The 20480-nt window shown below is 52.3% G+C and carries 13 protein-coding genes, 1 tRNA gene, 1 other RNA gene and 2 pseudogenes; 11 read left to right on the top strand and 6 right to left on the bottom strand.

The genetic code is table 11. The features are described 5' to 3' along the window. Positions 1-99 precede the first annotated feature (99 nt). Entirely contained in the window at positions 100-1797 is a 1698-nt protein-coding gene (ettA, locus tag JCM15908_RS02200) for an energy-dependent translational throttle protein EttA (RefSeq protein WP_025002098.1), read from the bottom strand. 704 nt (positions 1798-2501) lie between these two features. Continuing rightward, on the bottom strand, positions 2502-3401 hold the full coding sequence (locus tag JCM15908_RS02195; protein WP_025002097.1) for a diaminopimelate dehydrogenase: 900 nt from the start codon (positions 3399-3401) through the stop codon (positions 2502-2504). Between the two features lie 319 nt (positions 3402-3720). On the opposite strand from JCM15908_RS02195, the gene JCM15908_RS02190 reads away from it, so the two are divergent. The 8 genes and pseudogenes from JCM15908_RS02190 (at position 3721) to JCM15908_RS11715 (ending at position 14310) form a co-directional block, all read left to right on the top strand. Further along, on the top strand, positions 3721-4941 hold the full coding sequence (locus tag JCM15908_RS02190; RefSeq protein WP_025002096.1) for an HD domain-containing protein: 1221 nt from the start codon (positions 3721-3723) through the stop codon (positions 4939-4941). Between the two features lie 46 nt (positions 4942-4987). Beyond that, the gene (gene lpxD, locus JCM15908_RS02185; RefSeq protein ID WP_025002095.1) at positions 4988-6028 is read left to right on the top strand and encodes a UDP-3-O-(3-hydroxymyristoyl)glucosamine N-acyltransferase; all 1041 of its coding nucleotides are present in this window, start codon (positions 4988-4990) and stop codon (positions 6026-6028) included. 171 nt (positions 6029-6199) lie between these two features. After that, positions 6200-7587, top strand: a pseudogene (locus JCM15908_RS11725) (bifunctional UDP-3-O-[3-hydroxymyristoyl] N-acetylglucosamine deacetylase/3-hydroxyacyl-ACP dehydratase). A gap of 10 nt (positions 7588-7597) precedes the next feature. Next, a complete protein-coding gene (lpxA, locus tag JCM15908_RS02175) occupies positions 7598-8368 on the top strand; it encodes an acyl-ACP--UDP-N-acetylglucosamine O-acyltransferase (RefSeq protein WP_025002094.1) in 771 nt (256 codons plus the stop codon). A gap of 9 nt (positions 8369-8377) precedes the next feature. Next, positions 8378-9275: pseudogene (gene miaA / locus JCM15908_RS11720) on the top strand (tRNA (adenosine(37)-N6)-dimethylallyltransferase MiaA). 72 nt (positions 9276-9347) lie between these two features. Continuing rightward, positions 9348-11873, top strand: coding sequence for a transglycosylase domain-containing protein (locus JCM15908_RS02165; protein WP_025002093.1), 2526 nt, complete (start codon positions 9348-9350; stop codon positions 11871-11873). Between the two features lie 2 nt (positions 11874-11875). Further along, positions 11876-13633 (top strand): AAA family ATPase, encoded by a 1758-nt coding sequence (locus JCM15908_RS02160; protein WP_025002092.1) that lies wholly within the window; start codon positions 11876-11878, stop codon positions 13631-13633. Between the two features lie 134 nt (positions 13634-13767). Continuing rightward, on the top strand, positions 13768-14310 hold the full coding sequence (locus JCM15908_RS11715) for a hypothetical protein (protein WP_025002091.1): 543 nt from the start codon (positions 13768-13770) through the stop codon (positions 14308-14310). A 150-nt stretch (positions 14311-14460) separates the two neighbouring features. Here the strand turns inward: JCM15908_RS11715 and JCM15908_RS14520 are convergent. The 4 genes from JCM15908_RS14520 to rnpB all read right to left on the bottom strand — a co-directional run bounded on the left by JCM15908_RS14520 (position 14461) and on the right by rnpB (position 16213). Continuing rightward, positions 14461-14531 (bottom strand) — tRNA-Cys (locus JCM15908_RS14520). 374 nt (positions 14532-14905) lie between these two features. Beyond that, positions 14906-15313: a YkvA family protein gene (locus JCM15908_RS02150; RefSeq protein ID WP_025002090.1), complete on the bottom strand. Its 408-nt coding sequence runs from the start codon at positions 15311-15313 to the stop codon at positions 14906-14908. 21 nt (positions 15314-15334) lie between these two features. Then, the gene (locus JCM15908_RS02145; RefSeq protein ID WP_025002089.1) at positions 15335-15760 is read right to left on the bottom strand and encodes a hypothetical protein; all 426 of its coding nucleotides are present in this window, start codon (positions 15758-15760) and stop codon (positions 15335-15337) included. A gap of 74 nt (positions 15761-15834) precedes the next feature. After that, an RNA gene (rnpB, locus tag JCM15908_RS14015) (RNase P RNA component class A) lies at positions 15835-16213 on the bottom strand. A 174-nt stretch (positions 16214-16387) separates the two neighbouring features. On the opposite strand from rnpB, the gene JCM15908_RS15335 reads away from it, so the two are divergent. From JCM15908_RS15335 to hutU, 3 genes are all read left to right on the top strand, one after another. Next, positions 16388-16519, top strand: coding sequence for a hypothetical protein (locus JCM15908_RS15335; RefSeq protein WP_262498834.1), 132 nt, complete (start codon positions 16388-16390; stop codon positions 16517-16519). A gap of 175 nt (positions 16520-16694) precedes the next feature. Next, on the top strand, positions 16695-18398 hold the full coding sequence (gene ftcD / locus JCM15908_RS02135) for a glutamate formimidoyltransferase (RefSeq protein WP_025002087.1): 1704 nt from the start codon (positions 16695-16697) through the stop codon (positions 18396-18398). Between the two features lie 19 nt (positions 18399-18417). Further along, positions 18418-20412, top strand: coding sequence for a urocanate hydratase (hutU, locus tag JCM15908_RS02130; RefSeq protein WP_025002086.1), 1995 nt, complete (start codon positions 18418-18420; stop codon positions 20410-20412). Positions 20413-20480 lie beyond the last annotated feature (68 nt).

Below are 20480 nucleotides of genomic sequence, written 5' to 3'. Positions count from 1 at the left end.
AAGTAATGGGTACAAGCCGTCAAGCCCTGCATACGTTATCCAGCCTTAGACGCCCCTCCCCTATCTTTGGAAAGGAGGAGAGGCCAATCAATAAACGCCCTATTCTTCCATCAGCTTGCGATACCGCCCTTTCTTTATATCCTCATTGCCCAAGCGGCGGGCCTTGTTGATTTCGTAATCGGAGAATCCGCCCTCGAAGAATACTACCTCTCCATTGCCCTCAAAGGCAAGGATGTGGGTACAGATACGGTCGAGGAACCAACGGTCGTGACTAATGACAACGGCACAACCGGCAAAGGCCTCCAGACCCTCCTCCAAGGCGCGGAGCGTATTCACGTCTATATCGTTGGTCGGCTCGTCGAGAAGAAGCACGTTACCCTCCTGCTTCAGTGCCAAGGCAAGCTGCAAGCGGTTGCGCTCGCCGCCCGAAAGGACGGAACAGAGCTTGCTCTGATCGGTTCCCGAGAAGTTGAAACGGGAAAGGTAGGCACGGGAGTTGATGTCGCGTCCGCCCATGCGGATGGTTTCGTTTCCCTGCGAAACAACGTCGTAAACCGTCTTCGAGGGGTCAATATCCTTGTGCTGCTGGTCCACGTAGGCAAGCTTTACGGTCTCGCCCACCTCGAATGTGCCGCCGTCGGCCTGTTCCAAGCCCATAATCAGCCGGAAGAGCGTTGTCTTGCCTGCACCATTCGGGCCGATGACACCGACGATGCCGTTAGGCGGAAGCATGAAGTTGAGGTCGCTGAAGAGCACTTTCTCGCCAAAGGCTTTCTGCACGTGCTGCGCTTCTATCACCTTATTACCGAGTCGGGGACCATTCGGGATAAAGATTTCGAGCTTTTCCTCGCGCTGCTTCTGCTCCTCGTTGAGCATCTGCTCGTAGGAGTTCAGACGGGCCTTGCCCTTTGCCTGACGCGCCTTCGGTGCCATGCGCACCCATTCCAGTTCCCGCTCCAAGGTCTTGCGCCGCTTGGATGCCGACTTTTCTTCCTGCTCCATGCGCTTTGTCTTCTGGTCAAGCCATGAAGAGTAGTTGCCCTTCCAAGGTATGCCCTCGCCACGGTCGAGCTCGAGAATCCACTCGCTCACGTCGTCGAGGAAGTAACGGTCGTGGGTAACGGCAATCACCGTACCCTCGTATTGCTGCAAGTGCTGCTCGAGCCAGTCGATGCTCTCGGCATCGAGATGGTTGGTAGGCTCGTCGAGAAGAAGCACATCGGGCTTCTGAAGCAGCAGGCGGCAGAGTGCCACGCGACGACGCTCACCACCCGAGAGATTGGTTACGGGCAGGTCGCCCTTCGGACAGCGCAGTGCGTCCATCGCACGCTCCAGCCGGGAGTCGACGTTCCAAGCGTCGGTAGCATCGATGAAGTCCTGAAGCTCGGCCTGACGCTGCATCAGCTTATCCATCTTGCCGGGGTCGGAATAATACTCTTCCATTCCGAACTTCACGTTGATTTCGTCGTACTCCTTCAGTCCGTCGTAAATCTTCTGAACTCCTTCCATTACATTTTCCTTGACGGTCTTAGTCTCGTCAAGCGGCGGGTCCTGCGGCAGATAGCCCACCGAATAGCCCGGACTCCACACTACCTCGCCCTGCGTAGGCTCTACAAGTCCGGCGATGATTTTCATCAGCGTGGACTTACCTGCACCGTTAAGACCTATGATGCCTATTTTCGCACCATAGAAGAACGAGAGGTAAATGTTCTTCAGAATCTGTTTCTGGTTCTGTGGGATAATCTTCGATACGCCCACCATTGAGAAGATAATCTTCTTGTCGTCTACTGTTGCCATTGATTGTTTCGTTTGTTTTGCCCACAAAGATAAGGAAAATAATCCATATAGGCAAATCGGCACCCTGCCTGCAAGGGCAGACAGGGAGAGACAAGACCGGCCCTTAGACGGCAGGGGGCTTGTCCACAGGCCGCTTCAGGTCTTCTACATGTCCATTTCATTGATATACCTACGCCTCTGACAGACTTTTTTTGATACAGCCCCGATTACCCCGCCCTCGCCCGGCAAAAGATACTATGAACGGGAAAGGCCGAAAGGGCAGCCTTCTGTCTCAGGCAACCAAGGCAGGACGGAAAGCATAAGGGATTTGCGCCGTGGCCTTCATATACGCTATGCGCATCGCCATTGCCACGACAGCATGCCTACAATGGTCGAAGTCCTTAGTCAGTAAACTTCTCAGCGTATTGAAATAACCGTCTCACAATAGTGAGACAACCGTCTCATAATAGTGAGACAATCGTCTCATAACAGTGGGACAATCGTCTCATAATAGTGAGACGATAGCAGAAGCCCTGCACCGGCATTACAGACTACGTATATCCGACTGTCGTCCTGTACGCCAGACAAGCCTGTCCATGTACACCAAACGGCCTAAGCCGCAAAAAGCGTGGCCGCTGTCGGTAATTCAGACTACACGACAACGGCCACGCGCCATTAACAGGGCAGGATGCCAATACGGCCGGCATCCTGCCGCATACAACCGGTTACACCAGCGTTGCTACTATTTCCTCGCGCGTTCCCGGAAGCATATCGATGACCGGAATCTCCGGCATCGTATAGCATCCCGGGGCAAGACGCATGCTCGCACGGGCAACGTTGACCAACACCTGAGCGGTGAGGGCCGGATTGTTGATGCTCATGTTGAACTCGAACCGCTGGTTGGGAGTCTTGCCGCTGACGCCCTTGCGGACCAAGTTCACGCCATGCCCCATATCGCGGACGTCATCGACGCTGGCAACGGCAAAGACATGCGTTTCGTCGTGGGCGAAATAGGGGTCTGCCTTGATGTCGGCAGTAACCTCATCGAGCCTTGCACCCTCTTCCAGTTCCACATACACCATGCGGCGGTGGATTCCCTCACCGAGCGGAATCGTTACAGACAGGGCGTTCCTCACCCCTTTCTTGCCACGGGCGCAGACAGAGTGCCCCATCGACATGCCCGGGCCGAAATTGGTATATGACAATCCCTTGGGAGCGAGGCTCTCCACCAGTACGCGGACGACCGAGTCGGAGCCGGGGTCCCATCCTGCCGAAATGACGCTGACGCGGCCCGCCTTCCTGCAAAGCTCCATCTGCCGGCTGCGGTAGTCGAGTATTCCCGTATGAATGTCGTAAGAGTCGACGGTATTGATGCCGAGAGCCACTATCCTTTCGGCATACTCCGGGCAACTTCGCGTAGGAGTGGCAAGCACGGCCACATCTACGTCCTTCAGCTTCTCTATATCGTCCACCACCTCGTACGGGGTCAGTGCCAGCGGCTTGTCCTTTCCGCCCTGACGGCGTACGACACCCGCAATCTCAAAATCACTTGCTGCCTCCAGTGCCTCAACGGCATATCTGCCGATATTGCCATAGCCGACAACAGCTGCTCTAATCTTCTTCATAACTATACAAACATTGATTTGATAATCGTTTAATTGCGTGCAAAAGTACGCTAAATTTACAAGAACGGTTACTCACGACACGTTTTTTTTAACAAAAAACAAACATAGCTCCACTTCCCCGGAACGGCCGCCCTGCGAGCCTTGCTCCTCCCTTCCGCACGCTCCGGAACAGCCTCCACCTTTCCGAACGCCCTGTCCTGTCCCACCCACGCCCACAACAAAACCAGACCGAGGGCAATAAAGACCCACTTTGGCTGTTATATACAACGGGAAAGGGATTTATCCGACGCTCCCCACTCCTCCAACAATCCAACAGAATATGGCAGACAGCAAGATTATCAACGACCCGGTATTCGGATTCATCAAAGTGCCGCGCGGACTGCTCCTCGACGTCGTGCGCCATCCGCTCATGCAACGGCTCACGCGCATCAGGCAGCTGGGACTGAACCAAGTGGTCTATCCCGGAGCACAGCACACCCGCTTCCAGCACTCCATCGGTGCCTTCCACCTCATGAGCGAGGCCATCCTGCTGCTTCAGCAGAAAGGCATCTATATCTTCGACAGCGAGGCGGAGGCGGTACAGGCAGCCATCCTCATGCACGACATCGGGCACGGGCCGTTCTCGCACGTCTTGGAGAATACCCTCATATCGGGCATCACCCACGAAGAAATATCGCTGATGATGATGGACCGCATCAACCGCGAGAAGCACGGGGCACTGAACCTTGCCATCAGCATCTTCAAGGACGAGTACCCGAAGAAGTTCCTTCATCAGCTCATATCGAGCCAGCTCGACATGGACCGGCTTGATTACCTCCGGCGCGACAGCTTCTTCACGGGAGTAACCGAGGGAAACATAGGCTCGGCACGCATCATCAAGATGCTGAACGTCGTAGACGATGCCCTCGTCGTGGAGTCGAACGGCATCTACTCCATAGAGAACTACCTCACCTCGCGCCGCCTGATGTACTGGCAGGTGTACCTGCACAAGACTACCGTCGGCTACGAGAAGGTACTCGTGAACGCCCTGCGACGTGCAAAGTATCTGACAAGACAGGGCGTAGAGCTGTTTGCCTCGCCTGCCCTGCGTTACTTTCTCTACAACGACGTGGATGCAGCGGTCTTCCATTCCCACAGCGAGGCGCTGGACAACTATGCCGAACTCGACGACAACGACCTCTGGACGGCCATCAAGGTCTGGCAGCACAGCGACGACCGCATCCTCGCCCTGCTGGCCTCCGACTTCGTCAACCGCCGCATCTTCAAGGTAGAAGTCAGCCGCGACCCCTTCCCCGGGGAGCGGATTGCAGCCAAAAGGCTTGAGATAGCCTCGCAAATGGGCATCAGCGAGGCCGAGGCTGCCTACCTGATGGACGTTGCCACCGTGCAGAAAGACATGTACAATATTGACGACGACCATATCGACATACTCGCCAAAGACGGCACGCTGCAAGACATTGCAGAGGCGTCAGACCTGCTCAACGTGGAACTTCTTTCAAAAAAAATTCGTAAATATTACTTTTGTTATCAACGATTCTGACAAAAGTTTGTTATCTTTGCACAATTAAAGACCATATATATAAGGAATGGAATTTACTGCAAAGCAAATAGCGCAATTCATACAAGGCCGTGTCGAAGGCAACGAAGATGCTACCATCAGCACGTTTGCCAAGATAGAGGAAGGCAAACCCGGGGCCATTTCGTTTCTGGCCAATCCCAAATATACACATTACCTTTACGAGACACAATGCTCTGTCGTGCTTGTCGACGAGGACATTCAGATTGACCGGCCCGTCGGCGCGACGCTAATCCGCGTGAAAAATGCGAGAGACTGCGTTGCAAAGCTGCTGCAACTCTATGAGGGAATGAAACCGAAGAAGCAGGGGATAGACCCACTGGCCTTCATCTCCCCGAAGGCAAAGATTGGCGAAAATGTATATATAGGCGCGTTTGCTTACATTGGCGACAACGTAGAGCTGGGCGACGGATGTCAGGTCTACCCCCATGCCACCATCATGGACGGCACTCAGATTGGCAAGAACTGTATCATCTATCCCAACGTGAGCATCTATCACGAGTGCCGCATCGGCAACAGCGTCATCGTACACTCGGGCAGCGTGATTGGCTCTGACGGGTTCGGATTTGCCCCCAACCCCACCTCCAACGCCTACGATAAGATTCCCCAAATAGGCATTGTTACTATTGAGGACGATGTGGAAATAGGAGCAAACACCTGTATAGACCGTTCTACCATGGGCAGTACCTACCTGCGCAAGGGCGTAAAACTCGATAATCTTGTTCAGATAGCACACAATACGGATATCGGCGAGAACACCGTCATGTCCGCCCAAGTAGGCATTGCAGGTTCTACCAAGGTAGGACAATGGTGCATGTTCGGCGGACAAGTGGGCATCGCAGGCCATATCACCATCGGCGACAAGGTTTTCCTCGGTGCGCAATCAGGCGTACCGGGCAGCCTGAAGACCAATCAGTCGCTCATCGGCACACCGCCCATGGAGCCACGTCCCTATTTCAAGTCGCAAGCTATCTTCCAGCGTCTTCCCGACCTGTACAAGCAGATAAACGACTTGCAGAAACAAGTAGACGAACTGAAGAAGAATCAATAACAGACGGTTTAATTTTCAGGGATATAAAGAGAAAAGAAGAAAGTCCGTTTTATCGGACACGGATAAGCAAACAGGATGATGCCCGGCACCCCTACCCGATGTATGGTGGAACGACACCCCAAGGCAGAAAGCATCAGTTCCTCATCTACCCTGACCCTCACATAACAGACAATGGAAACAACAAAGCAGAAAACGCTCAAAGGAAGTTTCTCCCTCTTCGGGAAAGGACTCCATACGGGACTGAACCTCACCGTAACGTTCAATCCGGCTCCAGAGAATCATGGATATAAAATTCAGCGTATCGACCTTGAAGGACAGCCTGTCATTGATGCTGTAGCCGAGAATGTCGTAGACACACAACGGGGTACCGTACTCGCTAAGGGCGAAGCGCGCGTCAGCACTGTAGAGCACGGCATGGCAGCCCTCTATGCCATGGGAATAGACAACTGCCTTATCCAAATCAACGGCCCGGAATTCCCCATCCTTGACGGCTCGGCCGCCATGTATGTAGAGAAGATAAACGAAATCGGAATCGTTGACCAGAACGCACCAAAAGACTATTATATCATTCGCAAGAAGATAGAAATAAAGGACGGACGCGGCTCGGTCATTACCATTCTCCCCGACGAGCAGTTTTCCATCACGGCAATGTGCTCGTTTGATTCCAAGTTCATCAGCAGCCAGTTTGCTACACTTGACGACATCAACAAGTTTGCAGAAGAAATTTCTCCTGCCCGTACCTTCGTTTTTGTACGCGACATTATGCCCCTGATTGAGGCCAATCTCATAAAGGGAGGAGACTTGGACAATGCCATCGTTATCTATGAGCGACAGGTTGCGCAAGACACACTCGACCAACTGGCAGACCTGCTTAAGGTGCCGCGCATGGACGCAGCGAGCATCGGCTACATCCAGCACAAGCCGCTGATGTGGGACAACGAATGTACCCGCCATAAGCTGCTGGACATCATCGGCGACATGGCACTGATAGGAAAACCCATTAAGGGACGCATCGTGCCACACGGCCGGGACATACGGTAAACAACAAGTTTGCCCGACTGATGCGTAAGGAAATCCGCAAACACGAGGTACAGGCTCCTATATACGACCCGAACGAGGAACCGCTGATGGACAACATCCGCATCCGCGAGCTGCTGCCCCACCGTTATCCGATGCAGTTGGTAGACAAAGTCATAGCTATGGGTGCCACCAGTATTATCGGTGTGAAAAACGTAACCAACAACGAACCGTTCTTCCAAGGACACTTCCCACAGGAGCCGGTAATGCCCGGAGTACTTCAGGTAGAGGCCATGGCACAGTGCGGCGGTCTGCTCGTACTCTCCCAACTGGAAGAGCCGGAACGTTGGTCGACCTATTTCCTGAAAATAGACAACGTCAAATTCCGACAGAAAGTAGTTCCCGGAGACACACTCCTCTTCCGCGTCGAACTACTCGGCCCCGTCCGTCACGGCATCAGTTCTATGAAGGGCTATATGTTCGTAGGCGACCACGTTGTAGCCGAAGCGTCATTTACCGCACAAATTGTAAAGAACAAGTAAATCAGACAAAATGAATCAGATAAGTCCGCTGGCTTTTATACACCCGGAAGCAAAGTTAGGCGACAACAACATCATAGGCCCGTTCTGCTATATTGACAAGAATACTGTCATCGGTGATAACAACATCTTCCAGAATAGCGTTACAATCAACTATGGAGCACGCATAGGCAATGGTAACGAGATATTCCCGGGAGCAAGCATTTCTACCAAGCCGCAGGACTTGAAGTTCAGAGGCGAGGACACTATTTGCGAGTTGGGAGACAACAATTCCATCCGTGAGAATGTTACCATCTCCCGTGGCACGGCATCGAAAGGAACTACCAAGGTTGGCAGCGACAATCTGCTGATGGAGAACATGCACGTTGCCCACGACTGTGTACTTGGTTCTCATCTGATTATCGGAAACTCCACGAAGTTTGCCGGTGAGGTTGTTGTAGACGACAATGCCATTGTTTCTGCCTCCGTGCTCTGCCATCAGTTCTGCCATATAGGCGGATATGTCATGGTACAGGGCGGCAGTCGGTTTTCGATGGATATTCCACCTTATATTATAGCAGGCAAGGAGCCTACGCGATATATGGGAATCAACATCATCGGCCTGCGCCGCCACAACTTCTCCAGCGAGCTGATAGAACTCATACACAATGCCTACCGCATACTCTATGGACAGGGTACACGCTCCGAGAATATTCAGAAAATCAAGAGCGAGCTTCAAATCACCAAAGAAATACAGAACATCATAGACTTTGTAGAAGCCTCGCAACGCGGTATTATAAAATAAGTTACGAGTTTGAAAGACAAGACTCTAATCGTCATTACCGGTCCGACGGGAGTAGGCAAAACGGAGTTGACACTCCGACTGGCAGAGCATTTCCACATCCCAGTCCTCAATGCCGACTCCCGTCAGATATTTTCCGAGATTCCAATCGGTACGGCTGCCCCCACGAAAGAGGAGCTTCAGCGAGCTGAACATTACTTTGTCGGCAGCCTTCACCTTACAGATTATTATTCGGCAAGCCTTTTTGAACACGATGTTTTGCAGCTTATAGACAGGCAGCCTTCCCAGCTATCACTCCTTTCCGGAGGTTCTATGATGTATATTGATGCCGTTTGCAATGGCATTGACGACATTCCAACCATATCCCAGCCACTCCGGGACAGTCTCAAGAAACGTCTAGAGACAGAAGGACTCCCTGCACTGCTTGCACAACTCCGGGAATTAGACTGAGCACGGGAAAATAGTCGACCCAAACAATCCAAGAAGAATTGTACATGCCTTGGAAGTATGCCTGCAAACAGGGAAGACCTATTCGTCCTTCAGGTCTAACCGCAAGAAAGAAAGGCCATTCAGAATCATCAAGATTGGCCTAAACAGGGCACGCCAAGAACTATACGACCGCATCAATCAGCGTGTACTACAAATGATTGATAAGGGAATGATAGAAGAAGCGAGGCAAGTCTATCCATACAGAGAGCTAAATTCTCTGAACACCGTCGGCTACAAGGAGCTATTTAACTATTTGGACGGACTTCTCACTTTGGATGAAGCGATTTTCCAGATACAGAGCAACACTCGCCGCTACGCCCGAAAGCAGCTGACATGGTTCAAGCGCGATTCTGACGTACACTGGTTTCATCCCGACAACATTGAAGAAATCTTAAATTATATAGCATTGAACAGCTTGTAATCAACTATTTCGCTATTTTTGTATATCCATCTCTCTAAGTAGGAATATATTCAGACAATTCGATAACATAAAATGATAAAAGGATTCATCAACTTTGCCAAAAAGATTGTTCGAGGGTTTATCAACTTTTTTCCTTGGTATGCAAAACTCTATAAAGGCCGTACATGGTATACCAAGACTGCTCTCGGAATAGTCTCATTCTTTGTAGCCATCTTTCTCTACCTCGGCATGGTAGACATCAATTTCCTATGGCTGTTTGGCAAATCACCCGGATTCATTGAAATAAAGACTCCTCCCACATACGCAGCTTCAGAGATTTACAGTGCCGATTCTGTTCTTATTGGGAAATTCTTCAAGGAAAACAGAACACCTGTAAAATACAACGAAGTAACGTCTGACTTTTGGCACGCTCTCGTAAGTACCGAGGACGAACGTTTTTACAGCCACCATGGGGTCGACTTCATGGGCATTGCAGGTGCCATAAAAGATGCCGTTACCCATCGTGATGCCCGCGGTGCGTCGACGATTACCCAACAGTTGGCAAAGAATATGTTCCGCGTCCGCACACAATACTCCACAGGTCTGCTCGGCCATGTGCCCGGACTGCGCATGCTCGTTATGAAGAGCAAGGAGTGGATTATTGCCATCAAGCTGGAAATGGTATATTCCAAGAAGGAAATTATCACAATGTACGCCAACACCGTAGACTTTGGCAACAATGCATACGGCATAAAAACAGCCGCCAAAACCTACTTCAATACGACTCCCTCCAAGATGACGACGGAGCAGGCAGCCACTCTTGTGGGCATGCTGAAAGCTACAACATTCTACAATCCTATCAGCAACCCGAAGAATTCCATTTCCCGTCGCAACACGGTATTGTACAACATGGTTACTCACCATAAGCTAACCAAAGACCAGTATGAAAGACTGGCACAGCTGCCCATCAGGTTAGACGTCCATGTAGAAGAAACTTACGACGGACAGGCACAATATTTCCGCAGCTATATAGCCGACTACCTTAAGGAATGGGCCAAGGACAATGGCTACGATCTATACAGCAGCGGTCTTAAAATATACACAACCATAGACACGCGCTTGCAAAAATACGCAGAGAAAGCAGTAACCAAGCAAATGCGGAAGATTCAGCGCGACTTCGATAACCACTGGCGTGGCCAAGATCCGTGGCGTGATGCGAAAGGTAACCTTGTTCCCGGATTCATAGAAGGTATAGCCGAGCATCAGCCATTCTACAAGAAACTGGTACAGAAATACCCCAATCAGCAAGACAGCGTACTTTATTACCTGAACAAACCGCACAAGGTGAAGCTCTTCGACTACGAGAAAGGCTATATAGAAAAGGAAATGTCGTCCATGGACTCTATCCGATACATGGTGAAGTTCATGCACTGCTCAATGGTCGCCATGGAGCCGCAGACAGGAGCCGTGCGTGCATGGGTAGGCGACATAGACTTCAACACATGGAAATACGACAAGGTTACCGCTGAGCGTCAGCCCGGTTCTACCTTCAAGCTCTTTGTCTACTCCGAAGCAATGAACCAAGGTCTGACCCCCTGCGACAAGCGACGCGACGAATATATCAGCATGCAGGTGCTCGACAAGAAGACTGGGCTAATGAAAACATGGACTCCCAACAATGCCAACGGAAGATTCTCCAATGACTCCCTTCCCCTGAAAGTGGCCTTTGCCCGAAGCATCAACTCGGTCGCTGTTCGTCTGGGACAGGAGATGGGCATCAAGAACATCATCCGGACAGCACAGGACATGGGCATCAAAAGCCCCTTGGAAGACGAGCCTTCACTGGCTCTTGGCTCCAGCGACGTCAACCTCTTGGAAATGGTCAACTCCTATTGCACCGTTGCCAACGACGGCGAGCATCACGAGCCTGTTGTCGTCTCAAGTATCGTAGACCGGAATGGCAATGAGGTCTACGTAGGTCCGAGAGACAACAACAAGGTTCTGCCCTACAAGACGGCCTTCCTTATGCAGCAGATGCTCAAGGCCGGACTTACCGAAAGTAACGGAACAAGCCAGTCGCTCCGCCAGTATATTACAGCCGATACCGACTGGGGAGGCAAGACCGGCACCACCAACAACCATTCAGATGCTTGGTTTATGGCAGTGAGTCCCAACTTGGTAGTCGGCTCATGGGTCGGAGGTGAATATCGCTGTATCCATTTCCGCACAGGCGCACTGGGACAAGGCTCCAAGACGGCCCTCCCTATCTGCGGCAATTTCATCTACGACGTGATGCGCGACAAAGCTTTCCAGAAATATCATGCCAAATGGCCGACGGAACCTAACGAAGACATCGACCCCACACTATACAACTGTCAGTCGCAGACAACATACAAACCGTTGCCCGACAGCATCAATGCCTATTACAGAGATGAGGAGAACGACCGGCACAGACAGCACGACAATGAGGATGGGGACGAAAACACAGACGAACAGGATGCCGAGAATGAAAATAACAACACGGCCCAGCCTGCTACAGAAAACAACAATACGCAGGAAGGACAACCGGCATCCAGATCCTCGCGCAGGCCACACATAGAACCCATCGAAAGCGAATAGGAATGACGAGAACGGCGTCAGAACTACAACAAACAACAGAAATAGACCTGAATAATCCGGAGTTGCAACAAGCACTCCAGATTATTCAGTTTACGCATAATTCCCTTTTCCTCACAGGAAAAGCAGGAACCGGAAAATCCACCTTCCTCCGCCACATAGCCACAACCACCCGCAAGAAGTGCGTTGTGCTTGCCCCGACGGGCATTGCTGCCATCAATGCCGGTGGCAGCACACTGCACAGCTTCTTCAAACTGCCCTTTCATCCACTGCTACCCAACGATATCCGATACTCGGCAAGGAACATCAGAAAAACACTAAAGTACAACGGAGACAAATGCAAGCTGCTTCGCGAGGTAGAACTTTTCATCATTGACGAAATCAGCATGGTGCGGGCAGACATCATAGACTTCATAGACAAGGTGCTCCGCATCTACAACCGAAATATGCGCGAACCTTTCGGCGGCAAGCAGATGCTGTTTGTAGGAGACATCTATCAGCTCGAGCCCGTAGTCAGGGAAGAAGACCGCCGGCTGCTACAACCTTACTATACAAGCAACTATTTCTTTGATGCTAAGATATTCGGCAACTATCCGCTCATCAGTATCGAACTACAGAAAGTTTATCGCCAGACCGACCCCGTCTTTATTTCCATCCTCGACCACATCCGAACCAATCAGGCATCGGAAGCTGACCTGCGCCTTATCAACCAGCGCGTACAGCCCAAGGAGAATCCGGTAGAAGAAGACCTGACCATAACGCTTTCCACCAAACGTGATACGGTGGACTGGATAAACAATCAGGAGCTTGACAAACTACCGGAAGAACCTATCATGTTCGAAGGCGAAATCAAGGGAGAATTCCCTGAAAGCAGTCTCCCCACCCCGATAGAACTGACACTGAAAACAGGGGCACACGTCATGTTCATCAAGAACGACTCGGAAAAACAATGGGTCAACGGAACACTGGGAATCATCATCGGTATTGACGAGGAGGCAGGACTGCTCTACATCCATACCGACGATGGGAAAGACCTGCAGGTGCAACGCGAGATGTGGGAGAACCTACGCTACCGATTCAACGAAAAGGAACAAAAGATAGAAGAGGAGCTGATAGGCACCTACACCCAGTTTCCCGTCAAGCTGGCATGGGCCATTACCGTACACAAAAGTCAGGGACTCACATTCAAGAAGGTACGGATAGACTTCTCTGGAGGCGTCTTCGCAGGAGGACAGGCATACGTTGCCCTTTCCCGGTGCACCTCGCTTCCCGGCATCACACTGGCAGAACCCGTCCGCAGAAGCGAGATATTCATCAAGGCAGAGGTAGTCAGCTTCGCCCGGCACTACAACGACAACAAGGCCATCCACCTGGCATTGAGGCAGAGCAAGGCCGACAAGGAATATTTCGATGCAGCACAGGCCTTCAAGCGTGGCGACTTCGATGCGTTCATAGACAACTTCTTCCTTGCCATTCACAGCAGGTACGACATTGAGAAACCTGCTGCCAAACGCTACTTCCGTCAGAAACTCAATATCATCAACCAACTGAAAGAAGAGAACAAGGCACTTCGTGCCGAACAAGTCCGACAGCAAGACTATCTGAAAAAGCTGTCGGCCGAATACGTACTGATGGGAAAGGAATGTGAGCACGAAGGAATGACGGAGGCAGCCATCAACAACTACAAGAAGGCACTGGAACTATGCCCCGAACACCCGACTGCCACCAAAAGGCTAAAACGCTTGGAAGACCATCCTACATGAATCTGACCGCCAAGAAGAATACCCATCTCTGTCCGACGGTTTACTTAAAAAGTATCTGAAAACCAAAAGGGCAACAACAATTATCCCATTTACCAAGCAAAGACAAGAACTCAACTTCTCACACCCAACGCAACATGAAAGCAACAAACACTCACCAACTCCTCCCCCTCTTTGCCACAGCCATGATAATTATCGCTGCCCTCACCTCCTGCCGTGCTGGCAGAACAGAAGTAGGACCTATCGGAGATACCGTGGCTGCCAGCGAGTTTGCCCCACTACAGGGCGACACGCTACTCCCGATAGACCTGAAAACCATTACCGGCATCAGGTTTCCAAAATACAAAATTAAGTCGGAAGAGTCCATTACGCCCGATTCGGTCAGCCTGTCCATGGACGAGGAGACCCCTGCAAGCGGCAACTACCTTGCAACCCTCCTGTTAGACACCGTTCCCGAAAAACACTTCTACACCCTGCTTGACAGTATAGCCATGAGAGACTCTTGCTGGGAAACCAACAACTCAGCCTACCAATATGTCAGGAAAGACCGACAGGGAGGAGTCTACAAACTGAACATCATCAAAGGCAGCAGACAAATAATCCTTTCGCATCTCAATGCCGACATGCTGCCCAAGGAGAAGCCTGCAACAGGAAAGAATAAGGCAAGGAAACGCCGTTAGCTCCCCACGACGCGAACATCAGCTGCCCATACGTTATTAACAGAAGCCAAAGAACAGCTGATGATCAGACAGAAACCAATGCCCCTGCATCGCCAAGCTATAACCGGATATAACGAAAAAGGCTTGAAGATAATTCTTCAAGCCACTTAGAGGTGCCTGGCGGAATCGAACCGCCCTACACGGTTTTGCAGACCGTTACCTAACCTCCCGGCCCAGGCACCATTTGCTCGCTGTATCAACCACCGCAATGATTTCACTTAAGCGGTTGCAAAGGTAATAAAAAGAATCTATCCCTCCAAATCTTTCCTTTACTTTTTATCGGGACAGACTGCTTTTCTCCCTATTCTCTTCTTTTGCTGCCGCTGAAATTGCTCGCGTACGGCACATCCGCTGCATCCATGACAAGGGTCATTGGCAGCCCTGACAGCCTTCACGACGAGCCAGACCGCATAGCTACGGCCGACAAGACGAAGACAGCTACGAAACCATACTGTATCAACATAGAGCCTACTAATAAATTATCGGACAGCCCATACCATGCCCCGGGACACGAAATGCCGGTTTATCCTGACTCCCCCATAAAGGGACGGAAACGTCAGACAGGCCCCTCCGTAGGATTGTCGGAGAACAAGCTGTCCACAGCACCGACTTCCTCCTCGTCGAACCACCGCAGCAACCGCGCACGGGCCTTCGCCTTTACTTCTTCGCTCACCTGTCCCCAAAACTTATGAAGCACATAGATGAGCACTGCAAGGTCGTCGCCCAACCCGGCAATAGGGATGGCATCGGGAACAACGTCAAGCGGAGAAATCAGATAGCCGAGTGCTCCCAGTATGATAGCCTTGTCCTTTACAGACACCTTGTCGCTTTCCAACGTATAGTATAACAGCAGTGCTGCATAGACCAGTTTGGCACCGGCCCGCTTTGCCACTCGCTGAATCTTCTCAACGAAACCCTCTTGAGAAAACTTGTCCTTGTAGGACAGAAAATCGGGAAGTTCCATAAACCTGATGTTTAATCGTCATTAAAATTGCCGGACGGCATCCACATACTCTTTCGCCTTCGGATAGTCGCGGTTGGCACGTGCTATGCGCTTCCGCACCAAAGCCTTCATCAGCACCTTATAGATGCCGAAGAGGACGAACCCGACGGCTATGGCAGCCACGACATTCAGATATCCCCGGAAAGGAAGGCTCTTCTCCGGGAAAGCCGACATGACGAGAATAGGAAGGCAGAGCAATATCCCTGCCACCGTATACTGCGACCGCTCCGTCCCCTCGCTGTCCAATGCCGCCTGATAGTCGAACAGATAGTCAGACAGTTCCTGCTCGTCCAGTCCGTGAGGCATCTGCGGAAAGCCGGCCTCGTCCTTATGATGCTTGATTTTATTCTCTATACGATGCTGGAAATCGTCCAGAACGGTCGTATATCTTTCTTCCAAATCGTTCATAATATTCCTCCATGAAGCCCCTCTCACCTTCTCCCCCACCCGGTCGGTCGGCAGGCAGAGCAGGGAGTATGGGTAAAAGCAGTTGTCCTATAAGCCGGGTTCTGTCCCTCCCGTGCGTTTCCGCAAGCGAGGTGCTTGTCATTTATCCAATCCACAAGTCGCCCTGTGGCTTCAGCGTTCTACCCTCCGTCGTGCACTTGGCTCGGACAGGCAATCCTCAAACGACGGTATACATGAACTTGCAGCTCCTGAACGGCACAGCCAGACCGTCGCCAGCCTGCTGGTAGTCTCTTACACCACCTTCTCACCCTTACTGCCCAAGGGCAGCGGTTATTCTCTTCTGCCTACATCTACTGTTACCAATAGCTTCTGTTTTCGGAAGCAGGATGCCTTATGCTGCCCGGACTTTCCTCTCACACTTCAAGAATGTCAGCGACAAAGCCAGACAACTGCCTTTAGAACTGCAAAGATAGCACAAAGGAAACGAAAACCCAAATATATTTATATTTTTTAGGCAGATGGGCGGCAGAAGCCTCTGTGCGAAAACAGCCTGCCAGAACCGTAAGGTGAAAGTGCCGTTTTCGCATGGTCAAAGTGCCGTTTTGACACCGCCAAAACGGCACTTTCATGAAACGATTCCTCCATGCCCGTTCTGGCAGGGCGGAAGAAGGAGAGCATCTTGCCAAAGTTCCGGACGGCAACGGCAGTCGCCATGCAGACGGGAAGAGCCGTCCACGGCATGCCCGCGCAACAGGCTGACATCGGGGAGAACACACCCTGCCGACAGCCGCTCATCCCTCTATTAGAACTAAAATCCGCCCTTAAATCAATTATTTTGTATAGTTTAAGGATAAATATTTTGTATTCCGGCTACTTATTACTACATTTACACCCGAAAAGCTAAACGCCTAAAGTTTAATATCTATATAATTATATGGTACAAGAAAAACAAATCATTGAGTGCGTTCCTAATTTCAGTGAAGGACGCAACAAGGAAGTAATCAAGCAGATTACCGATGAAGTAGAGCGCGTAAAGGGTGTCAAGTTACTCGACGTAGACCCGGGAGAAGCCACCAACCGCACCGTTGTAACCTTCGTGGGCGAACCGCAAGTGGTCGTAGAGGCCGCTTTCCAGTGTGTGAAGAAGGCTGCACAGCTCATCGACATGCGCCAGCACCACGGCGCACACCCCCGTATGGGAGCGACAGACGTCTGCCCCCTCATTCCCGTCGCAGGCATCACGCTCGAAGAGTGTGCAAAACTGGCCCGTCAGCTGGCAGAACGTATCGCTACCGAACTGAAAGTACCATGCTACTGCTATGAGGCTGCCGCAAGAACGCCCGAGAGAAAGAATCTGGCAATCTGCCGCAAGGGCGAATACGAGGGGCTGCCCGAGAGAATGACCGTAGAGAAAGAAGCTCCCGACTTCGGTGCACGCGCATGGGACGAGGGCGTGGCACGCACAGGCTGCACGGCCGTAGGCGCGCGCGACTTCTTGATTGCTACTAACTTCAACCTCAACACCACCTCCACGCGTCGTGCCAACGCGATAGCCTTCGACGTGAGAGAAAAAGGCCGTCCGCAGCGCGAAGGTGGCTCACCAGTAGGAAAGCCGATGAAGGATGCCAACGGAAAGACCATCATGATTCCGGGTACGCTGAAATCGACAAAGGCCATCGGATGGTATATCGACGAGTATGAAATAGCACAGGTTTCGATGAATATCACCGACATCAACGTTACGCCGCTCCACGTGGCCTTCGACGAGGTGTGCCGCTGCGCACAGAACCGCGGCGTACGGGTTACGGGTACGGAAATCGTCGGACTGATTCCGAAGCGCACGCTGATTGAGGCAGGAAAATACTTCCTGAAGAAACAGAACCGCTCTACGGGTATTCCGGAGGACGACATACTGAAAATCGCCATCAAGTCGATGGGCCTCGACGACCTGAAACCGTTCAACCCACGCGAGAAGGTCATCGAGTATCTGCTGGAAGACGCACAGAAGAGTGCCAAGCTCGTAGACCTTACGGTGAAGGGATTTGCCGACGAGACATCGCGCGAGTCTCCTGCCCCGGGCGGCGGTACCATCTCTGCCTACATGGGCGCACTCGGTGCGGCTCTCGGCACAATGGTAGCCAACCTCTCGAGTCACAAGGCCGGCTGGGACGACCGTTGGGAAGAGTTCAGCAACTGGGCCGAGAAGGGCCAGGCCATACAGGCAGAGCTGATGATGCTCGTAGACGAAGACACCGAGGCCTTCAACCGTATCATGGAAGCATTCGGACTGCCGAAGGGAACAGACGAGGAAAAGGCTGCCCGCTCTGCCGCCATTCAGGCTGCTACTTTGTTTGCGACCCAAGTTCCTTTGCACACCATGCAGGCATCGTTCAAGGTGTTCGAACTTTGCAAGGCGATGGCAGAGGAAGGCAACCCGAACAGCGTTTCCGACGCAGGCGTAGGCGTACTCGCTGCCCGTGCCGCCGTACTGGGCGCAGGCCTGAACGTCAAAATCAACGCTTCCGGCCTGAAAGACCGCGAAACTGCCGACAAGCTCGTTGCCGAGGCTAACGAGCTCATCAAGAAAGCCAACGAGGCAGAGGCGGAAATCATGAAGACCGTAGAAGCAAAATTGTAATTTCAAAAAACCTACTACAATGACTAAAGAACAGTTTATAGCTGACATACGTGCCGGCATTCCCGACACGCTGCCTGAATTGCAGGCTTACGACAAGGAAATCAACCACGCCCCGAAGCGCAAGGACATCCTGACAGCAGAGGAGAAGAAGCTCGCGCTGCGCAACGCACTGCGCTATTTCCCAAAGAAATTCCACGCAACGCTCGCACCCGAATTTGCCAACGAACTGGAAACCTACGGACGCATCTACATGTATCGCTTCCGTCCTACATACGAAATGTACGCCCGTCCCATTGACGAATATCCGCACAAGTCGCAGCAGGCTGCCGCCATCATGATGATGATACAGAACAACCTCGACAAGGCTGTGGCACAGCATCCGCACGAGCTTATCACATACGGCGGCAATGGTGCCGTGTTCCAGAACTGGGCACAGTATCGCCTCGTGATGAAATACCTGAGCGAAATGACCGACGAGCAGACCCTCGTGATGTACTCCGGCCATCCGCTCGGACTTTTCCCCTCGCATAAGAACGCACCGCGCGTGGTTGTAACAAACGGCATGGTCATCCCCAACTACTCAAAGCCGGACGACTGGGAGCGTTTCAATGCACTGGGCGTGAGCCAGTACGGCCAGATGACTGCCGGTTCGTATATGTATATCGGCCCGCAGGGTATCGTTCACGGAACTACCATCACCGTGCTGAACGCCGCACGCAAGGTAGGCGGCGATAACATGAAGCTCTTCGTAACTGCCGGTCTCGGCGGTATGTCGGGCGCACAGCCAAAGGCCGGCAACATCGCAGGCGTGGTGAGCGTAACGGCTGAAATCAATCCGCTCGCAGCACGCAAGCGTTATGAGCAGGGCTGGGTGGACGAACTCCACGAAAGCCTTGACGAGCTGATACCTGCCATCCGCAAGGCCGTCGAAGAGAAGCGCGTAGTTTCCATGGCATACGTCGGCAACGTGGTAGACCTCTGGGAGCGTCTCGCAGAAGAGAACGTACACGTAGACCTCGGCTCCGACCAGACCTCGCTCCACAACCCATGGGCAGGAGGCTACTATCCCGTCGGTGTCTCGTTGGAGGAGAGCAAGCGCATGATGGCAGAAGAGCCGGAGAAGTTCAAGGAGAAGGTGCAGGAGTCGCTGCGCCGTCAGGTAGCAGCCATCAACAGACTGACTGCCAACGGTATGTATTTCTTCGACTACGGCAACGCCTTCCTCTTGGAGTCGAGCCGCGCAGGTGCCGACATCATGGGCGAGAACGGCAAGTTCCGCTATCCTTCCTACGTGCAGGACATCATGGGCCCGATGTTCTTCGACTATGGCTTCGGCCCATTCCGCTGGGTATGCTCGTCAGGCGACCCGAAGGACTTGGAGGCTACCGACCGCATCGCCACAGAAGTGCTCGAAGAAATCCGAAAGACCGCAACGCCCGACATCATCGGCCAGCTCGACGACAACATCCACTGGATTAAGGAAGCAGGCAAGAACAAGCTCGTAGTCGGCTCGCAGGCCCGTATTCTCTACGCCGACTCTGAAGGCCGTACAAAGATAGCCTTGGCTTTCAACGAGGCCATCAAGCGTGGCGAAATCAGCCGTCCTGTCGTTCTCGGCCGCGACCACCACGACGTTTCCGGCACCGACTCTCCGTTCCGCGAGACTTCCAACATCTACGACGGCTCACAATTCTGTGCCGACATGGCCGTCCAGAACGTCATCGGCGACTCTTTCCGCGGTGCAACGTGGGTTTCCATCCACAATGGCGGCGGCGTCGGTTGGGGCGAAGTGATGAACGGAGGCTTCGGCATGGTCATCGACGGTGGCGAGGATTCAGAACGCCACATCCGCCAGATGCTCCTCTGGGACGTGAACAACGGCATCTCGCGCCGCAGCTGGGCACGCAACAAGGGTTCAATGGACGCTATCAAGCGTGAGATGGAGCGCACTCCGGGCCTGACCGTAACGCTTCCCAACCTCGTGGAAGACGACATCATCAACAAAGCATTTTAATCAATGAAAACAAGAGGATAGGGAAGCAGCGGAAACGTCCCGGGGAAGCCCTCAAATGGTTCCCAAGG

Origin of the sequence: Prevotella dentasini JCM 15908 (assembly GCF_000614065.1) — a bacterium.
Lineage (GTDB): Bacteria > Bacteroidota > Bacteroidia > Bacteroidales > Bacteroidaceae > Prevotella > Prevotella dentasini.
The sequence above is the reverse complement of the archived record's forward strand: the minus strand, read 5'-3'. Positions and strand labels throughout refer to the sequence as shown.

What these genes read in the sequence shown, in the direction of transcription:
- lpxD (WP_025002095.1), top strand. Translation starts at nt 4,988, where the DNA reads ATGGAATTTACTGCAAAGCAAATAGCGCAATTCATACAAGGCCGTGTC.
- hutU (WP_025002086.1), top strand. Translation starts at nt 18,418, where the DNA reads ATGACTAAAGAACAGTTTATAGCTGACATACGTGCCGGCATTCCCGAC.
- lpxA (WP_025002094.1), top strand. Translation starts at nt 7,598, where the DNA reads ATGAATCAGATAAGTCCGCTGGCTTTTATACACCCGGAAGCAAAGTTA.
- ettA (WP_025002098.1), bottom strand. Translation starts at nt 1,797, where the DNA reads ATGGCAACAGTAGACGACAAGAAGATTATCTTCTCAATGGTGGGCGTA.
- JCM15908_RS02190 (WP_025002096.1), top strand. Translation starts at nt 3,721, where the DNA reads ATGGCAGACAGCAAGATTATCAACGACCCGGTATTCGGATTCATCAAA.
- JCM15908_RS02150 (WP_025002090.1), bottom strand. Translation starts at nt 15,313, where the DNA reads ATGGAACTTCCCGATTTTCTGTCCTACAAGGACAAGTTTTCTCAAGAG.
- JCM15908_RS11715 (WP_025002091.1), top strand. Translation starts at nt 13,768, where the DNA reads ATGAAAGCAACAAACACTCACCAACTCCTCCCCCTCTTTGCCACAGCC.
- JCM15908_RS02145 (WP_025002089.1), bottom strand. Translation starts at nt 15,760, where the DNA reads ATGAACGATTTGGAAGAAAGATATACGACCGTTCTGGACGATTTCCAG.
- JCM15908_RS15335 (WP_262498834.1), top strand. Translation starts at nt 16,388, where the DNA reads ATGAAACGATTCCTCCATGCCCGTTCTGGCAGGGCGGAAGAAGGAGAG.
- JCM15908_RS02165 (WP_025002093.1), top strand. Translation starts at nt 9,348, where the DNA reads ATGATAAAAGGATTCATCAACTTTGCCAAAAAGATTGTTCGAGGGTTT.
- ftcD (WP_025002087.1), top strand. Translation starts at nt 16,695, where the DNA reads ATGGTACAAGAAAAACAAATCATTGAGTGCGTTCCTAATTTCAGTGAA.
- JCM15908_RS02195 (WP_025002097.1), bottom strand. Translation starts at nt 3,401, where the DNA reads ATGAAGAAGATTAGAGCAGCTGTTGTCGGCTATGGCAATATCGGCAGA.
- JCM15908_RS02160 (WP_025002092.1), top strand. Translation starts at nt 11,876, where the DNA reads ATGACGAGAACGGCGTCAGAACTACAACAAACAACAGAAATAGACCTG.